The sequence below is a fragment of the Pedobacter chinensis genome (assembly GCF_003339865.1).
In the GTDB taxonomy this organism is placed as follows: Bacteria; Bacteroidota; Bacteroidia; order Sphingobacteriales; family Sphingobacteriaceae; genus Pedobacter; species Pedobacter chinensis.
In genome coordinates this window covers 386346-403739 of the sequence record NZ_QPKV01000006.1, presented here as the reverse complement: position 1 = coordinate 403739, position 17394 = coordinate 386346, and the positions used below count along the sequence as shown (strand labels likewise).

Here is a 17394-nt window from a genome sequence, read left to right as displayed (position 1 = left end):
TAATACGTTTATCTAAGAGCCAGTTACAGAGATGGTCAGAGCTTAATCACGAATCTTCACGGGGTTTATTCAAGAAGATTTTACTAACCTTTATCATTTGACATAAATCAGGAACCGAAAATTATGGTTACTGCTCAGATTCATGAGATTCAAAACGGCCACTTCCCTCACTAATCCTGATTCTGTATACGATAAGGTTATCCAGTTTATTTTGATCTATTGCATGAGAAGGAGCTTCTGAAGGCTTGTTGGTTAAAGGCATAATGCGATGGATGAGGCTCTGCATAACCTGTTGACGCTCAGTACCGGAAAGTTCCTCAAATACTCCCCAAACCAATGCACTTTTCCAGTTGAAAGTATCGATAATATCATCGACCTGAAAGCATACTTTTGGGTTTTGCCGCATCATTGTAAGTTTTTTACCCTCGCCAGAATGTGCATATATCGCATTATCTCTATATACATAATTGATTGGAACGATATAGGTTTCATCTTCTGCATGACAACCTAAGCGTCCTATAACCTGTTGTTCCATCAGGTCAATAATCTGTTTTTTGCTTAACTCTCCAATCATGGTTCAATTAATTTAAAGTTCATACAAGGCTATCATTAATAGCCTCTTTCTGATTATTTATACAAAAATCATACAATTCCTTACTCAAAAAGTGACATTGATCACAATCCACAATGAACTTTCACATATTCAATTCCTGGATTAGAGGGAAAATAGTTGAACAGGAGCATTGGCTAACCTACAGATATCAAATACAGTCGTCATTTTCACACTGGTGCGATCCAAATCTTACCTGCTTTATTTTAAAGAACCGGATTGCCCATTTTTTTGAGCATACGGCAATGGGAACGAAGCGCAGTTAAAAAAGTTCGGTTCTCATGATAAGGAATACCAAACTCTAAGGCAGTATTTTTTACAATTACGGATATCCAACCATAATGAACATGGCATATTTTTGGAAATAAATGATGTTCTATTTGCCTGTTCAACCCGCCGAGAAAAAATGCGGCAACAGGACAGTTTGTTGCAAAATTTGCAGTTGTATGCATCTGATGCTCAGCCCAGGCTTCCTCCATATTCCCCGCCTCATTTGGAACAGGAAAAGTTGTTCCTTCTACTACATGAGCCAGTTGAAAAACCAAACCCATAGTTATGCCCTGTGCCAAGTGAAGCAAAACAAATCCTAAAATCACTTGCCACCAAGCCAGATCCATAACAAGGATAGGAAGACCAATAAACAGGAAATAGTACAGAAATTTATAGAAAAACAGATTGAAATATTCAATTTTAGGATGAACATTCTCCCTCGCCCCAATCTGTTGTTGAAAGAATTTCTTAAAGTCTTTCCTGAGCACCCATGATAATGAGGCCAGTCCATATAATGGAAAAGCATACCAGTGTTGAAAACGTTGATGAGGTTTAAGCGTATCTTCGTGGCTAATACGGATCAAACCCGGTGCAATTTCAATATCTTCATCATGACCAGGAATGTTGGTGTAAGTATGATGTACTACATTGTGGGTAATGTTCCACACATAAGGACTTGCTCCTAATAAGTGAAAAATCATTCCCAAAAGCTTGTTAGTGCGCTTGCTCGATGAAAATGATCCATGAATGGCATCGTGACAAACATTAAAACCAATAAAAGCACAAACAATGCCCAAAATCAAAGTCAGTGGTATTAAATAGATTGCGTTTAGGCCTGACAATAAAATAGTAAAATAAAGAATTACAAACAGACAGAGAAATACAGCTGTCTTCAACCACATGAAGGAATTGGCATTGACTTTTAATCCACGAGCCCTCAAATCATCGTTAACTCTTCTACGCAATTCTGCATAAAAATTTATCTCACCTGGAGCTGGAAATTTTGTTTTTACTTTCATATACCCATCCTATCTACCCTATGTACAAGGGCGATACTCCGAGTTCATCAAGTTGTGCCACCATTAATGGGCGGCCTGTAAATATATGAACGTAATATGAGATAGTTTGGATTTAACTATAATTTAATTCTTTAATGTTGCAGAAGCATCAATCAACAGGGCAATTGTTCGTATTGATTAATCAGCATACCATTATCACATTAAACTGATCAGTCAATTCAAATTGAAATTTATCATCTATCGCAATATCAATCATAAAATTTTTCTCCATAATCATATTCGAAATAGAAAAATTTTGCAACCTTTGCGGTTTGGAACATAATCAGCTAAAAGATTCATAAATCTCTGGTTAACGTTCGAGCCAGCTAGGCTAAAGATAAAAACCGATTAACGATCAGTTTTTGATCACGTCGATTCAGAATATAAATGAATCATACCAATCCTGCTTAAAATAAGGATTCCTAAATATTTAAATTCGTTTACTATGAGTAAGTTTCTGTATGGTATCGATTTTGGGACAACCAATTCGGCACTTTCCATTTATGATGAAGAAAAAAAAGAGATTGTGGATACTATATCCATTCCATCTTTAATTTATTTTACTGAAGCCAAAAGCCTCATCGATGGCGAGAGTCATATTGTTGGCGAAAAAGCAATCGATGCTTATTTAAATGATGGGATGAAAGGACGTTTCATTAAATCCATTAAACAGATTTTATCAAGAACCACCTTTACCGAAACCAGAATTCATAATAAAAGATACACTGCTTCTGATCTGGTAACCTTGATTCTTAAAGATTTAAAGACAAAAGCAGATCGTATTATTGGAGAAGATTGTAGTAAAGCGATAATAGGTCGCCCGGTTTTCTTTGACGATGACAATACCCAAAAAGATACATTGGCGCAAACGAGATTAAAAAAAGCAGCTGAAAATGCAGGTTTTACAGATGTTCGTTTTCAATTTGAACCTATTGGAGCCGCTTTTGCATACGAGAAGACCATTACCAGAAAAGAACGTGTTTTAGTGGCCGACTTAGGCGGAGGAACCACTGATTTTACCTATCTGATTCTTGATCCGGAAAAAGTTGGAAGTAAGGACCGTAAGAATGATATGATTGCATCAGGTGGCATTTACATTGGTGGCGATAGTTTGGATTCTGCGTTTATGTGGGATAAGGGCACGCCGTATTTTGGAAAAAACACCACTTATGAAGCCACACCAGGAAAAGTTTTAAATGTTCCGAAATCTCTTTTTGCCAATATTTGCACCTGGGATAAGATGAATTTTTTCAATGGCTTAAAAATTCAAAAAGAGATCGCGAATTATTATTACTATTCAGGAAACGATCCTAAATTTAAAAACCTTATTACCCTGGTTGAGCATAATTTGGGTTATTCTTTATTCAGATCAATTGAAAAAACCAAGATTGAACTTTCTGATCAGACAGTTTCAAATTTCGCTTACTCAAACATGGGAATCGAAATAAATGAAGACATTTCCTTAAATCAATATAATTCTATTATTGAGAAGGATGTGGATAAAATTGAAGCCTATCTTAATCAATTCATGAAAACTTATGAAATTAGACCTGAAGAAATTGATTGTTTGTTTTTAACGGGAGGAACATCGATGGTTTCGGCAATACAAAGTTTGTTTAAGCGTAAATTTCCGCACATTCCATTAAATTCAGGCGATAACTTTAAGAGTGTAGCCAAAGGTTTGGCGTACAGCGGCTATTTGTTTGAAAATTAACTGTATTGTAATTTTAAAGAAAGAGCTGTTGTCTTAAAAGTTATTAACAATTGTGTAGTTATACCCATTCCTAACCCATAGGGGAATATTTTTTTTGTTTTATTACAGATTTTATAATTTAGCGACGCAAAATTAATGCGGCTGATAAAAGTAGGAGCAGTTAACAACACTTTACGCGTATAGCGCTAAGGCAAAATATGTTGTGAGGTGCATAAAACCTGTTTACTAGAAGAAATAAAGTCAAACTGACCAGTATTTCTTTAACAGCTGCATTAATTTTCAATCATCCTAAGTGACTAAACTGAGTTGCAGACATTCCTTTATATCTTCTAAAAGAGGAATTAAAATTAGAAGTTTGTTCGAAACCTAAAATTTTTGCAATCTCATCAACTGAATGATCTGTATGCAGCAATAATTCTTCTGCCTCTCTCATAATCCTATCCTTAATAAGCACTGAAAGGCTTTTTCCTAATACTTTATCTAAAAATATATTGAGCTTTCGCGGACTTATCCCCATCCCGTCTGCGTAGAATTGTATGGCACGTTCTTTTTTATAAAATTGCTCCAATATCGCTCTGAAACGTAAAACCTGTTGTAATTCATCAAGTGATAATGCAGTAAGATAACCATCCAAATTTGCGGTATAACCTAAAAAGAGTGATAAATATTGTGAAAGAAATGGTACATCTCTTTTAGTTTCTATTTCTCTTCGCAATTGTTCAATCAGGCTATATGTTTTTTTCGAGCCATTTTCATCCAAATCTTTGTAAGAAAGCGCTAAAAACAGATTTTTGGCTAACGGATCGAGATGCTGGAGCAGAAATTCAGCATAGAGCACACTACTGAAAGTTAACCAATAGGCAAATTCCACTTCTCCTTCCAACCTGACCAAACCTTCTTCAGGGATGAAAAATATACGTCCATCCAGCAATTCATAATCACCAGAATTCATATGAAGAAAACCCTGTGCCTTCTTAATCACTAAGATTCGCAGAGGATATGTGGCTTGCAGCGCTCTTTCTTTTTTGTAAAATCCCTTTATAACCTCAAGTTGTATCATATAGAATTAGGTTATTGTATATTTTCCGTTCGCATAATTAAAAGTTAATCCTATTATCAAGGTTATTAATTTTGTAAGAATCTGTTATATAAATATGAGTTCCTTATCAAAAAAGAAATTACGTAAAACTTACAAGCTCTAATTTTCCAACTTAACATTTATAGTAACTCCAATACTTACACTGCTCAAAGGTAACTTTACTGCCGCTTTACAGGCAGATTTATTTATAATTTCATCTTTATGCGCTAATATGTTTATGCCAGTTGCTGTTTAAATATATCAAAATTCTTCATTTTCACGCTAATGCTGCACAATTCCGCCTTTATTTGCTCTGCTAATCCACGCTAATTTTATAAGGTATAACATAAATAATTATGTCAATCTTTAATCAGATAATGGTTAAAGCGTCAGTTTTAACCCACGAAGTTAATCACAAAAAAAATGCAAACTAAATAACAGTTTGCATTTTTAATATCTTAATGGGAATACTAATCAGGATTTCAGTACTGTAACTTTTACAGCTTCAACACTGCTATTCGAAACATTGATATCGAAAAGAACAATATTTTTTGTTTCAATTTTATCTATTAATCCCTGAGCTGAAAAAAATAAATCATTCCCACCATTTGATGGCGTTATAAAACCAAATCCTTTTTCGCTGTTGTAATATTTTACAGTCCCTAGTCGCATTTCAAAAACCTATATCAATTTAACATTTACGGCATTTAAACCTTTTTTACCTTGAGCCACCTCAAACTCAACCTGATCCTCCTGATTGATTTTATCAATCAAGCCTGTAACATGCACAAAGATTTCTTCTCCATTTTCAGATTTGATAAACCCAAAGCCTTTAGATTCATTATAAAATTTTACTGTTCCTTGCATTAATTAGATAGTTTATATTTTATAAACATAGCAAAAGAAAAAAAGTTTAACGAACCAAATAGATTTTGATGGGAATTTAATAGATGAATAAATATTTACGGGCGTTTAAATAATTGATTTAAAATTTACCTTTAAATCAATATTTACTTTTAACTGAAATGATCATCTACTCGAACGGCAAATGAGAAAGAGATGGATTTTATATTTTCTTGCTTGAAAAAATTACCCAAAAAACGGTAAAGCCACTAAGTATAAAAATAATCCCCAAAATTAAATTCATTTTATCGTCCATTTTGGTAAGCTACAAAAAAAATAATGACATAGAGATGATTTAACACAAATACAACCGCAGTGTTTAAATTTATTTAACTTTAAAAAATTATTTTATGATTTTTAATCCTTATTTCAGCTAGCCTGACTGGGTTGAGGTTAGTACAATATACACTGGTTTTATTGATAGATTCTCAATATTAACCTCTAAAACCTCGTTTTCTCCTATGATGATCTTTTACAAATGCAATTTTATCTGGAATGAGGTATTGCCTGTTACCATAGAAAGTACATATCAGGGCTTATTAAACGATCAAATTGATCACATGTTAATTTCTAACAGCAATTAGTGTTATCATCGTTAAGAGAATTATCTGTTTATAGCAGATAAATGGATGGTTGGTTTTTTGTTTGGATTCTGGCTTTTGCCACACCCATAATATTTTTTGCCACACGTCCCTTTTTTGTTATAGCAATATCAAACTCAACTGAGCTACCAACATATAAACCTTTAGTTTTACAATCCGATATATCAAAATAAATACTTTGTATTACCAATTCCTGAGAGATTAATCCGAAACCTCTTTGTTTGTTATAAGCTGTAATTACACCAGTCATAATGTTTTTTTAGAGTGTTAATTAAAATAAAACTAGTCAACAGAAATTAAAGTGCTTCATACAGTAGATATGTAGCTGAAATAAATAGATAACGCTCCTTTAATTGTTGATTATTCAAATAGGAAAATACATTGCTTTGTAAAAGGACTCTATAAAATCGAACTTGTGCTTAATCTCACTTATTATTTGTATTCATAAATATTTAAAGATATTTGCATAAAATTTAAAGATTCATGCACAAGATTAAAAACATCATTTTTGATTACGGAAACGTAATTTTCGATATTGATTTCAAAATTGCACAAGCTTCATTCCAAAAGTTAGGTATTACTGATATAGAAAATTTCTTTGCGCACAAAAGTCATAATCAATTATTTGATGATTTTGAAACTGGTGCTATTTCTCCTGCAGAATTTAGAGCAGGAATTAGGAAAGCAGCAAAAAAAACTGAACTCACTGATGCTCAAATTGATGAGGCCTGGAATAGTTTATTAATTGGAACGATACAAGAAAACCATGATTTGCTTTTAAGGGTTAAAGAAAAATACCGGACTTTTTTGTTGAGCAACAATAATGAAATCCATTATGATTGGATAATCAATTACCTTAAAACTACTTTTCAACTTAATAATTACGATGAATATTTTGAGAAAGCCTATTTTTCTCAACACATGAAATTGCGTAAACCAAACATTAATATTTTTGAACAGGTATTAAAGGACAACAATTTAAATCCAGCCGAAACATTGTTTATTGATGACAGTCCGCAGCATATTGAAGGCGCTAAAAAAGTAGGCTTAAATACCTTGCTCATGACAGAGAAGCCAGCACAACTTGAATCATTTTTGAAAGCAAATGGAATTTTGTAATTTTAGTTATGTCAGAGAAAAAGTTTAAATCGCTTAAAGAGTTCTACCCTTTTTACTTATCAGAACACATCAACACCACTTCACGTATTTTACATTTCATTGGCACAGGTTTAGTTTTATTAGCTTTCTTTACAGGTTTTTTATTTCACGATTGGCGGTTTTTTCTTGCCATGCCTCTTTTAGGTTATGGCTTCGCCTGGGTTGGTCACTTTTTTTTCGAAAAGAACAAACCCGCTACTTTTCAATATCCAGGTTATTGTCTGGCCAGTGATTTTATTCTTTTTTATGATTTACTGACTGGTAAACAAAGTTTTGTGGTGAAAAAATAATCTTAAATTTGAACGCTTAATTAAGCACTGATTATAAACAATCATTGCCCTGAATTCATTTCAGGGCCTTAATGGCAAAAAGATGCTGACCATGAAGTAGCTGCAATACTGACTCTCCTTTTAAAATAAATTTACTCCGTACCTTTCCGCTTCGCTACAAATCACATGAGGTCTCGCTAAAAAAACGGCTGGAAATTTTCAACCTTGAACGTCTTAATCCAAAGCTGAAAACCCCAACTGTTAACTGAAAACTGTTAATTGAATTACAGTTTTCTTCTCTTTAATTCTCTTTCAATTAAACCCAACTCCCGCCCTGTTTGTCCGGCAACTGAGGTATTTTCCTGGGCTCTTCTAAATAGATAAGGCATTACTGCTTTAATTGGCCCGTAAGGAACATATTTGGTTACATTGTAATTTGAATCTGCCAGATTGAAACTTAAGTTATCACTCATTCCTAAAAGCTGAGCAAAATAAACATGAGGATGATTATGAGGCACTTTTTTCTCCTCTAAAAGATAAGTTAAAAGGCGACTGCTATCTTCATTGTGCGTTCCACAAACAATGGCAATTTCGTCAATATGATCAACGCAATAACGTAGCGATTCGTTATAGTCTCTATCTGAAGATTCTTTATCTGGCTGAATTGGAGAAGGGTATCCCATCTCAACAGCACGTTTACGTTCTTTCTCCATATAAGCGCCGCGAACCATTTTCACTCCTAAAATAAATCCATCTGCTTTAGCAATTAAGTGATCTGCTTTCATATCAGCCAGTTTATCATGGCGATACATTTGATAAGTATTGTAAACAATAATACGTTCGCGATTGAATTTACGCATCATATCCAAAGCCAGCTCATCAATAGTATCCTGAATCCAGGTTTCTTCGGCATCAATCATAATTGGCACGCCCTTATCAAAAGCGGTTCTGCAAATCATTTCACAGCGCAATTTCACTTTATTAAATTCAGCTTGTTCATCTGTGGTTAATGCTTTTTTTGCATCTAATTTCTCTAACAATGCAAAACGACCAATACCCGTGATTTTGAAAACCGTGATCGGAATATTTGGATCACCATCAGCACGAAGAATGGTACGAATAATTTCCTGACAAGTTTCGTCGAAAACTTTTTCTTCTTCCTCACCTTCAACAGAATAATCTAAAATGGTCCCAACGCCTCCTTTTGCCAGTTGAGCAATGGCTTTATCGCATTCGGCAATGGTTTCACCACCACAAAATTGCTGAAAAATGGTTGCTTTTATAGCGCCTTGAATGGGCAACCCGATGTTTAAAAAAAAATTAGTTATGGGCGGGCCAACCTTTGTAAGGAAGTTACTGCCAATCATTTTAAAAAGCCAATAAGCTTTTTTCAATTCTGCATTGGTTTTTTGACGAAAGGCTACTTCTGTATTATCGAAATTCGGTTGTTTGTTGGGGGATAAATCCATTATTTGATATTTAATAAGTCAGATGGATGCAAAATTATAAAAAGCATTGATTGTAGAAATTAAAAACAACTAAATAATCGTATTTTTGCAGCAAAATGATACAATTCAAATTAGAAGGCGAGTTTATTCCATTAATCCAACTTTTAAAAGCCATTGGCTTGGTTGGTACAGGTGGCGATGCCCAGGCTGCTGTAGTGGATGGCTTAGTAAAATGCAACGGAGAGGTAGAATTTCGAAAACGTTATAAAGTTAGAGTTGGCGATATCATCACTTTTGAACAAGATAAAATCGAAGTAATTTAATGGAAACTTTAACCAGCGCAGGTCATTCGCTTTATTTCGAAAGCAATTTAGAAGCCTTAAAAACACTTTTAGAGAGCAATAAATACAGCAAGGTATTTGTACTTGCTGATGAAAATACCAGTGAAATCTGTTTACCTGTTTTTCAATCGTTAATGGACGATTTTGCTGATTTTGATTTGATTGAAACCGCTGCAGGTGAAGAAAACAAAAACATCGATTTCTGTATCGGCATCTGGAAAACACTTTTGGATTTTGAGGCGGACCGCAAAAGTTTAATGATCAATTTAGGTGGTGGGGTAATTACTGATATGGGTGGTTTTATTGCATCTACATATAAACGGGGAATAGATTTCATAAATGTTCCAACTACCCTGCTTTCACAGGTCGATGCCTCAGTTGGCGGTAAAACTGGCATAGATATCGATAACGTGAAAAACATGGTGGGCACTTTTACCTTGCCTCAAATGGTTTTTATTGAAACTGAATTTTTAAAAACCCTACCTCAACGAGAGCTTTTATCTGGCTTTGCCGAAATGATCAAACATGGATTGATTTACGATAAAGCTTATTACGAAAAATTAAAAACGACTGACTATTTAATGCCATCGGCTGAAGATATTTACCGTTCAGTAGAAATTAAAAATGAGGTAGTAACGATTGACCCTCATGAAAAAAATCTGCGTAAGATTTTAAATTTTGGTCATACTATTGGTCACGCAGTAGAAGGTTATTCACTCGCAAATGATGAAAACCCACTTACTCATGGTGAAGCTATTGCTATTGGTTTTGTATGTGAAGCTGCTCTTTCTATCAAGAACAGCGCTCTTACCAGGGAGGAATTAAAAGATATCAGCGATTATATTTTAGCGTTATATCCTAAATATCACATTAAAAAAGAAAGTTTCGATACGCTTTTGGAATTGATGCAAAGTGATAAAAAGAATGAGGATGGCAACATTTTATTCTCTTTATTAGAAACAACAGGCAAATGCACGTTTAACTGCCGTGTAAGTACTGCCGATATTTTAAGCAGTTTGGAGTATTATAATAGTTTATAAGATGAATTTTTCAAGCGGCGATATTTCTGTTGGTGCGCTATTCGGTTTTGTAATCGTACTAACCATCGTGGAGATGTATTTCAGCTATCAACACGATAAAAAATTATATACAAAAAGAGATACCTGGACAAATATCTATTTAATGACTGCAGCTGTAGTGATTAATTTAGGCATGAAAACGGCTACTTTCTTTTTACTGGATTATTGTTACCAGTTCCGTTTATTCCAAATTCAAAACGTTTGGATTTATTGGATTGTGTTGATTTTAGTTCAGGATTTCCTGTATTGGTTTTTGCATACCGTTGGTCATTATGTGCGCTTTTTCTGGGCAATGCACGTCACTCACCACTCATCAGAGCATTTCAATTTAACCACTGGTTTCCGTTCTACTGTTTTTGAACCACTTTACCGTGTGTTCTTCTATTTGCCACTGGCATTTATGGGTTTCACAGCAATGGACATTCTTTTTGCTTACCTGGTAACGCAGATTTATGGAAACCTGGTTCACACCCAATACAAAATCAAGTTCCCAAAATGGTATGAATATGTTTTCGTGACACCATCACACCACCGTGTTCATCATGCCAGTAACGTACGTTATCTGGATAAAAATATGGGGATGGTATTAATCCTTTGGGATAGATGGTTCGGTACTTTTCAGGAAGAACTACCTGAAGATGAAATCAAATACGGCTTAACCACTCAACCAAAAGATACCGGTCCTGTAAATATCATTTTCCATGAGTTTATCGCTTTAACTGCTGATGTTAAAAAAGCACCAACTTTTATGGATAAAGTAAAATATATCTTTAACCCGCCGGGATGGAGCCACGATGGCAGCACTAAAATTGCTAAAATAATGCAACAAGAATTGCGTGAGGCAGAAGCGTTGGAAAATCAGCGTAAAGATAAAGATAACAACAACGTTAAAGACTTCAACGAGCAACAAAGAGAATTAAGCTCAACGGGATAGGCACATTACCCATGTCCCACGATTTAAATCGTGGGACATGGGGGCAAGTGGCAAAATCATAAATTTCGGTCTGTACTTACAGGCCGTTTTTTATTTATAAAGAAAATTTGAGGGATTTTTTTTGCACTGTGTTATCCCCCTCTTCGAGGGGGCAAGGGGGAGGATTATTGTAAATATTTTTTATTTTAGAATCATGGAAAAAGCTAAGAAAGAAAACCTTTGGCACTATAATAGCAATTTAACAGCATTTGCAAATACAAACAGAAAGAACATGACCAAAGCCGAGGCCTGTATCTGGAAATTTCTTTTAAGCAGCAAACAAATGATGGGTTATTCATTTCGAAGACAAAGACCTATACTAAATTTTATTGCCGATTTCATGTGTAAAGACCTAATGTTAATTATTGAAATTGACGGTTTAACACATCAATGGGAAACAGTAGCTGAAAAAGATATTTTAAGAGAAAAAATACTTTCTGAAATTGGTTTTACTATAATTCGTTTTAGTGATGAGGAAGTTCTGACAGATTTGGAAAATGTAAATCGTTCCATTTGTTTTTATATTGAAGAATTTGAAAAGAGCCACCCCCTTTAATCCCCCGCCAGCGGGGGAAACTGGGTGCATACCGGCAAAATGCAAAAAGAGTTGGATAATATCTTAACGCTGTCAAAGTGCACCACCATCTAATTTTACCAGCTGCAAGACAAACTAGACACACGCCTTTAAAACTATCAAAACCCCTGTTTCATACCTATCTTCAAAACGGTCTAAATCAAGGAAAATTAAATTTTATTAAAATTATTTTCAATTTCTTATTGACAAATTAAATTTTGTTATTACATTTGGCTCATTCAAAAACGAAAATGAAATTATTCAACACATATTACTTTGGTTACTTTTACTTTTTTAGTAAGAGCCGGGGCTAATATGCAAAAAAATATATAACAATATTAAATGTATAAAAAGTCCCGGCAAACAGCCGGGACTTTTTTGTTTTACACAAAAATGGAAACGACAAAACGAGTAGCAATTCAAGGTATCAAAGCATCCTTTCATGAAGAAGCGGCCTACAAATTCTTTGGTAAAAACATCGAAACTGTAGAATGTAATTCATTTAAAGAAACCTGCGATAAACTGGAGAAAAATGAGGCTGATTTTGTGGTAATGGCTATCGAAAACTCAATCGCCGGTAGCTTATTGCCAAACTATACTTTAATTCGCGATTATGGTTTCTCGGTAGTTGGAGAAGTTTACTTACCTATTCAGCTACATTTAATGGCCCTACCGGGTGTAAAATTTGAGGATATCAAAATCGTAACCTCCCACCCCATTGCGATCCGTCAATGTATCGATTTCTTTTATGATTATCCGCACATTAAAATCGTGGAAAGCAATGATACTGCTGCTTGTGCCAAGCGTATTCAGGAAGAAAAGCTAACAGATACTATGGCCATTGCAAACAACTTAGCTGCAGATCTTTATGGTTTAAACATTTTAGAGCGCCGCGTAGAATCCAACAAAAAAAACTATACCCGTTTTCTTATTCTTAAAAAAGACAAAACAGATGAAGGTAAGAAAATCAATAAAGCCTCGATCTGTTTTCAGGTTGGTCACAAAGCAGGCTCGTTGGCAACGGTATTAAACATCTTTGCCGAGCAGGAAGTAAGCTTAACAAAAATACAATCAATGCCGGTGTTAGGGAAAAGAAACGAATATTATTTTTATGTCGATTTAGAATGGCCCAGCACAGAAAAGTATGATAAAGCCGTAAGAAAAGCATTAAAATACACTTCAAATTTTAACATCTTAGGCGAGTATCAAAAGAATGATAAAGTGTAATGTCAGAGGTCCGAAGTCAGATGACGGAAGATGAATAAGCAAAAACAAGGTTGACAACCCAAGTATTAACGTTACAGCATAAACAATAACTTATAACAATTTAATTTATCAAAATATATCTTCTGACTTCCGACTGCGGACGCCAGACTTTTAAACCCCATAATCATGAAACTTAATTTAAACATTCAACCTTTAAACACCTGGTTAAACACAAACAACGAACCATTGTTAATTTCCGGCCCCTGCAGTGCAGAAACCGAAGAACAATTATTAACCACAGCACATTTACTAGCTGCAACTGGTAAGATATCAGTTTTAAGAGCTGGTATCTGGAAGCCACGTACCCGCCCGGGAGAATTTGAGGGTATCGGAAGCATTGGTTTAGAGTGGTTAAAACGTGCTAAAGCAGAAACTGGTTTACCAATAGCTGTTGAGGTTGCAAATGCGAAACATGTTGAAGAGGCTTTGGCCGCAGGTGTTGATATCCTTTGGATTGGCGCACGTTCTACTGTAAACCCATTCACGGTACAGGAAATTGCTGATGCTTTGAAAGGACATGATGTTCCTGTTTTAATTAAAAACCCTGTAAATCCTGATTTACAATTATGGATTGGTGCAATCGAGCGGATCAACGGTGCAGGAATTACTAAGATTGGTGCTATCCACCGTGGTTTTTCTTCTTTTGAGAAAAGCTCTTTCCGCAACGAACCGATGTGGGAACTTGCTATCCAACTAAAAACTTTATGCCCTGAATTGCCAATCATTAACGATCCAAGTCACATTTGTGGTAACCGCGAGTTAATTCCTTATATCTCTCAAAAAGCTTTGGATTTAGATATGCAGGGTTTAATGATCGAATCTCATGTTGATCCTTCTGTTGCATGGACAGATGCTAAACAACAAGTTACACCAGCTGCTTTGGCAGAATTGGTTGACCGCTTAACGGTTCGTGAGCCTGAAGCACCAAACGAAGCTTTTGCAGATAAACTAGCCGATTTACGTAAATCAATTGATAAAATTGATGATATCTTATTGCAAAAATTAGGCGAGCGTATGGCTATCGTTGAAAAAATCGGCGAGTTCAAACGTGATAATCAGGTAACTATTTTACAGGTTAACCGCTGGGATGCCATTATTAAAAAAGGTCATGCATTTGCAAAAGCTCTAAAGTTAGACTTGAACTTTACGGAGAAATTCTTAGAATTAATGCACGGCGAATCTATCCGTAAACAAACTGAAATTATGAATGCTGGTAAGGCTGAGAAAGGAATTGCCGCCGAACAACATAACGAAGTTAAAGCGTAGTTGAGCGAAAAGCTTAAAGCACAAAGACTAAAGCGAAAAGCAAGGCCTAAACGCCACATCATTGCGAGGAACAAAGCAATCTTAATGTGTTAAACATGAAAATTCTTTATGCCTCGCAATAATGATTTATAGAAGAAATGGTGTTGTATTTTACATGCTGTCATTCTGAGCTCAGTCTGCACTGAACCCAAAATGTGGAAGAATCTAGTTTCGACGGACTCAACATGACAGCTTTTAAACAACTCATTAAGCATAAAAAACAGAATAAAATGTCAAAAAATGCCTTAGTTTCTTTTAAAGGAACCAGGAATATTAATACGGAAATTCAATTAACAGGCTCAAAAAGCGAATGCAACAGGGCATTAATTATCAGCGCTTTAAGCAATAAACTGGTTAAAGTAGAAAACTTATCAAATGCCGCCGATACTGTTACACTTGATGGGATCCTTAACAAGTTGGGAGTTGAGAGCAATGAGTTGGGAGAAAACTCAAAACTCAAAACTCAAAACTCAAAACTTGTTGATGTTGGTCCTGCGGGAACGGCCATGCGTTTTCTTTCTGCCTATCTTTCTGCTAAAAACGGAAACTTTCTATTAACCGGAACCGAACGTATGAAACAACGCCCGATTGGGATTTTGGCTGAGGCTTTAAAAACCATTGGTGCAGATATCACTTATACAGAAACAAATGGTTTCCCGCCATTAAATATTATCGGCCCGTTGAATCAAAAAGCTGCTCAGGTTAAAATCAAAGGCGATGTGAGTAGTCAATACATTTCAGCATTACTGATGATTGCACCTATCCTGCCACAAGGCTTAACTTTGGAAATTGAAGGCGAGCTAACTTCTAAGCCGTATGTAGATATGACTTTGGATATGCTGGCAGAAGTTGGCATTGAACATTCCTGGAATGGAAATTCAATTTCGATTAAGCCACAAGCATTTAAGGCAGGAACATTAGTTGTCGAGCCGGATTGGAGCGCAGCATCTTATTGGTATAGCATTGCAGCTTTAGCAGGTGAGGCCGAAATCAGCTTACCGGCCCTGAAAGAAAAAAGCCTGCAAGGAGATAGTCAAATCCAGAAAATCATGAAGATTTTCGGAATTGCAACCAGCAAAAGTGAAACAGGAATTTCAATCAGCAATTTAGGCTTATTATTAGAAACCAACCGGGTTTTAGATTTAAAAACCTGCCCTGATTTGGCACAAACCATTGTGGTTATTGCAGCTGTATTAGGTAAAAACATGTCGTTCACGGGTTTGGAAACTTTAAAAATAAAAGAAACTGACCGAATCAAGGCTTTACAAAATGAGCTCGCAAAAATCGGTGTTACTTTAACTGAAGATAATTTGATTTATACTTTAAATACCGATAAACTTCATTTCCCTGAAAAAATCACCATTGCCACTTACGAGGATCATCGTATGGCCATGGCTTTTGCCCCACTTGCATTATTAATCAATGAAGTAGAAATTGAAGAAATGCAGGTAGTTGAAAAATCTTATCCTTATTTTTGGGAAGATTTGAAAAAAGCAGGATTTGAAGTAAAGGAGATATGAGAATTGAAGCACTAAACGTGAAACTCAAAAAACAAAATGTAAAATCTAATTAGATTTAGATACCGGTTGAGTGAAATCTCAAATCTAATATCTCAAATCTAACATCTAAAATAATATGGCAGGCAACTCATTCGGACAACTATTTCGCATTACCACTTTTGGCGAATCTCACGGCGTAGCTATTGGTGTAATTATTGATGGCTGTCCGGCACAGCTGGATATCGACATGGATTTTATTCAATCAGAATTGGATAAGCGTAAGCCAGGTCAATCGAAAATTACCACACAAAGAAAAGAAAGCGATACGGTTCAAATCTTATCTGGTGTTTTTGAGGGAAAAAGTACAGGAACACCAATTGCTTTATTGATTCCAAACGAAGATCAGCGTTCGAAAGACTATGGCCATAATGTTGATGTTTACCGTCCGAGTCATGCCGATTACGTTTACGATGCAAAATACGGCATTCGCGATCATCGTGGCGGTGGTCGCTCATCAGCTCGTGAAACTGCTGCCCGTGTAGCCGCAGGCGCCATTGCTAAATTATTCTTAAAGCAACAGGGCATTGAAATTTTCGCTCATGTTACCTCAGTTGGTACCATCGAAGCACCTAATTTGGAAAGCAATGATTTGTCTGCTTTACTGAATATCAGAGAAGAAAATATCGTCCGCTGCGCCGATCCTGCTACCGCACATGAAATGATTGAATTTATAGATTCAGTCAGAAAAGACGGCGATACCGTTGGCGGAAAAATTGGTTGTGTGATAAAAGGTTGTCCGGCAGGTTTAGGCGAGCCTGTTTTTGATAAATTACATGCCGATTTAGGTAAAGCAATGTTAAGTATTAATGCTGTGCATGGTTTTGAATACGGATCAGGCTTTGCCGGAAGTGAATGGAGAGGTTCGCAACATAACGATATTCCGCAGCCAAAAGCTGCCGATTCAAAAGTTTTCAAAACAACTACAAACTATGCCGGTGGAATTTTAGGTGGAATTTCCAATGGAATGGATATTACCTTTAAAGTTGCATTCAAGCCGGTGGCAACCATTATGCATAATCAGCAAACAATAAATGCTGCCGGAGAAGCTGCTGAAATTAAAGGCAAAGGTCGCCATGATCCTTGTGTGGTACCCAGAGCAGTTGTAATTGTTGAAGCAATGGCGGCATTGGTATTAGCTGATCAGTTTCTAAGAAATAAAGTGAGTGTTGTATAGCAAAAATCGTCAT

Annotated in this window: 18 protein-coding genes; 11 read left to right on the top strand and 7 right to left on the bottom strand. The window is 35.6% G+C overall.

Translation table 11 applies throughout. From position 1 onward, the window contains the following. Positions 1-127 precede the first annotated feature (127 nt). Positions 128-574 carry a pyridoxamine 5'-phosphate oxidase family protein gene (locus DU508_RS16010; protein WP_115403809.1) on the bottom strand — a complete coding sequence of 149 codons (447 nt, stop codon included), beginning with the start codon at positions 572-574 and terminating at the stop codon, positions 128-130. Between the two features lie 242 nt (positions 575-816). Then, positions 817-1899 carry a fatty acid desaturase family protein gene (locus tag DU508_RS16005; protein ID WP_115403808.1) on the bottom strand — a complete coding sequence of 361 codons (1083 nt, stop codon included), beginning with the start codon at positions 1897-1899 and terminating at the stop codon, positions 817-819. Positions 1900-2383: 484 nt separating this feature from the next. Between DU508_RS16005 and DU508_RS16000 the strand changes: the two genes are divergently transcribed. Next, positions 2384-3652: an Hsp70 family protein gene (locus tag DU508_RS16000; protein WP_115403807.1), complete on the top strand. Its 1269-nt coding sequence runs from the start codon at positions 2384-2386 to the stop codon at positions 3650-3652. A gap of 283 nt (positions 3653-3935) precedes the next feature. Here the strand turns inward: DU508_RS16000 and DU508_RS15995 are convergent, their stop codons facing one another. From DU508_RS15995 to DU508_RS15980, 4 genes are all read right to left on the bottom strand, one after another. Next, positions 3936-4712 (bottom strand): AraC family transcriptional regulator, encoded by a 777-nt coding sequence (locus DU508_RS15995; protein ID WP_115403806.1) that lies wholly within the window; start codon positions 4710-4712, stop codon positions 3936-3938. A gap of 492 nt (positions 4713-5204) precedes the next feature. Further along, positions 5205-5402, bottom strand: a complete 198-nt coding sequence (locus tag DU508_RS15990; RefSeq protein ID WP_115403805.1) for a cold-shock protein — start codon at positions 5400-5402, stop codon at positions 5205-5207. A gap of 9 nt (positions 5403-5411) precedes the next feature. Next, the gene (locus DU508_RS15985) at positions 5412-5597 is read right to left on the bottom strand and encodes a cold-shock protein (RefSeq protein ID WP_115403804.1); all 186 of its coding nucleotides are present in this window, start codon (positions 5595-5597) and stop codon (positions 5412-5414) included. 648 nt (positions 5598-6245) lie between these two features. After that, a complete protein-coding gene (locus DU508_RS15980) occupies positions 6246-6485 on the bottom strand; it encodes a cold shock domain-containing protein (RefSeq protein WP_115403803.1) in 240 nt (79 codons plus the stop codon). Between the two features lie 233 nt (positions 6486-6718). Here DU508_RS15980 and DU508_RS15975 point away from each other — a divergent pair, with 233 nt between their 5' ends. Both DU508_RS15975 and DU508_RS15970 read left to right on the top strand, forming a co-directional pair. Beyond that, positions 6719-7354, top strand: a complete 636-nt coding sequence (locus DU508_RS15975) for an HAD family hydrolase (protein WP_115403802.1) — start codon at positions 6719-6721, stop codon at positions 7352-7354. An 8-nt stretch (positions 7355-7362) separates the two neighbouring features. Then, positions 7363-7683: a DUF962 domain-containing protein gene (locus DU508_RS15970; RefSeq protein WP_115403801.1), complete on the top strand. Its 321-nt coding sequence runs from the start codon at positions 7363-7365 to the stop codon at positions 7681-7683. A gap of 263 nt (positions 7684-7946) precedes the next feature. Here DU508_RS15970 and DU508_RS15965 read toward each other — a convergent pair whose 3' ends face one another. Continuing rightward, positions 7947-9131, bottom strand: coding sequence for a proline dehydrogenase family protein (locus DU508_RS15965; protein ID WP_115403800.1), 1185 nt, complete (start codon positions 9129-9131; stop codon positions 7947-7949). Between the two features lie 95 nt (positions 9132-9226). Between DU508_RS15965 and DU508_RS15960 the strand changes: the two genes are divergently transcribed. From DU508_RS15960 to aroC, 8 genes are all read left to right on the top strand, one after another. Then, on the top strand, positions 9227-9433 hold the full coding sequence (locus tag DU508_RS15960) for an RNA-binding S4 domain-containing protein (protein WP_115403799.1): 207 nt from the start codon (positions 9227-9229) through the stop codon (positions 9431-9433). Continuing rightward, a complete protein-coding gene (aroB, locus tag DU508_RS15955; protein ID WP_115403798.1) occupies positions 9433-10491 on the top strand; it encodes a 3-dehydroquinate synthase in 1059 nt (352 codons plus the stop codon). Before DU508_RS15960 ends, aroB begins: the two co-directional genes overlap by 1 nt. Before the next feature lies 1 nt (position 10492). Next, positions 10493-11464 (top strand): sterol desaturase family protein, encoded by a 972-nt coding sequence (locus DU508_RS15950; protein WP_115403797.1) that lies wholly within the window; start codon positions 10493-10495, stop codon positions 11462-11464. Between the two features lie 193 nt (positions 11465-11657). Then, positions 11658-12059 (top strand): endonuclease domain-containing protein, encoded by a 402-nt coding sequence (locus tag DU508_RS15945; protein ID WP_115403796.1) that lies wholly within the window; start codon positions 11658-11660, stop codon positions 12057-12059. Positions 12060-12470: 411 nt separating this feature from the next. Then, positions 12471-13304, top strand: a complete 834-nt coding sequence (locus DU508_RS15940; protein WP_115403795.1) for a prephenate dehydratase — start codon at positions 12471-12473, stop codon at positions 13302-13304. A 165-nt stretch (positions 13305-13469) separates the two neighbouring features. Then, entirely contained in the window at positions 13470-14609 is a 1140-nt protein-coding gene (locus tag DU508_RS15935) for a chorismate mutase (protein WP_115403794.1), read from the top strand. 269 nt (positions 14610-14878) lie between these two features. After that, a complete protein-coding gene (gene aroA, locus DU508_RS15930) occupies positions 14879-16168 on the top strand; it encodes a 3-phosphoshikimate 1-carboxyvinyltransferase (RefSeq protein WP_115403924.1) in 1290 nt (429 codons plus the stop codon). Between the two features lie 115 nt (positions 16169-16283). After that, entirely contained in the window at positions 16284-17381 is a 1098-nt protein-coding gene (gene aroC, locus DU508_RS15925; RefSeq protein ID WP_115403793.1) for a chorismate synthase, read from the top strand. Positions 17382-17394: the final 13 nt, after the last annotated feature.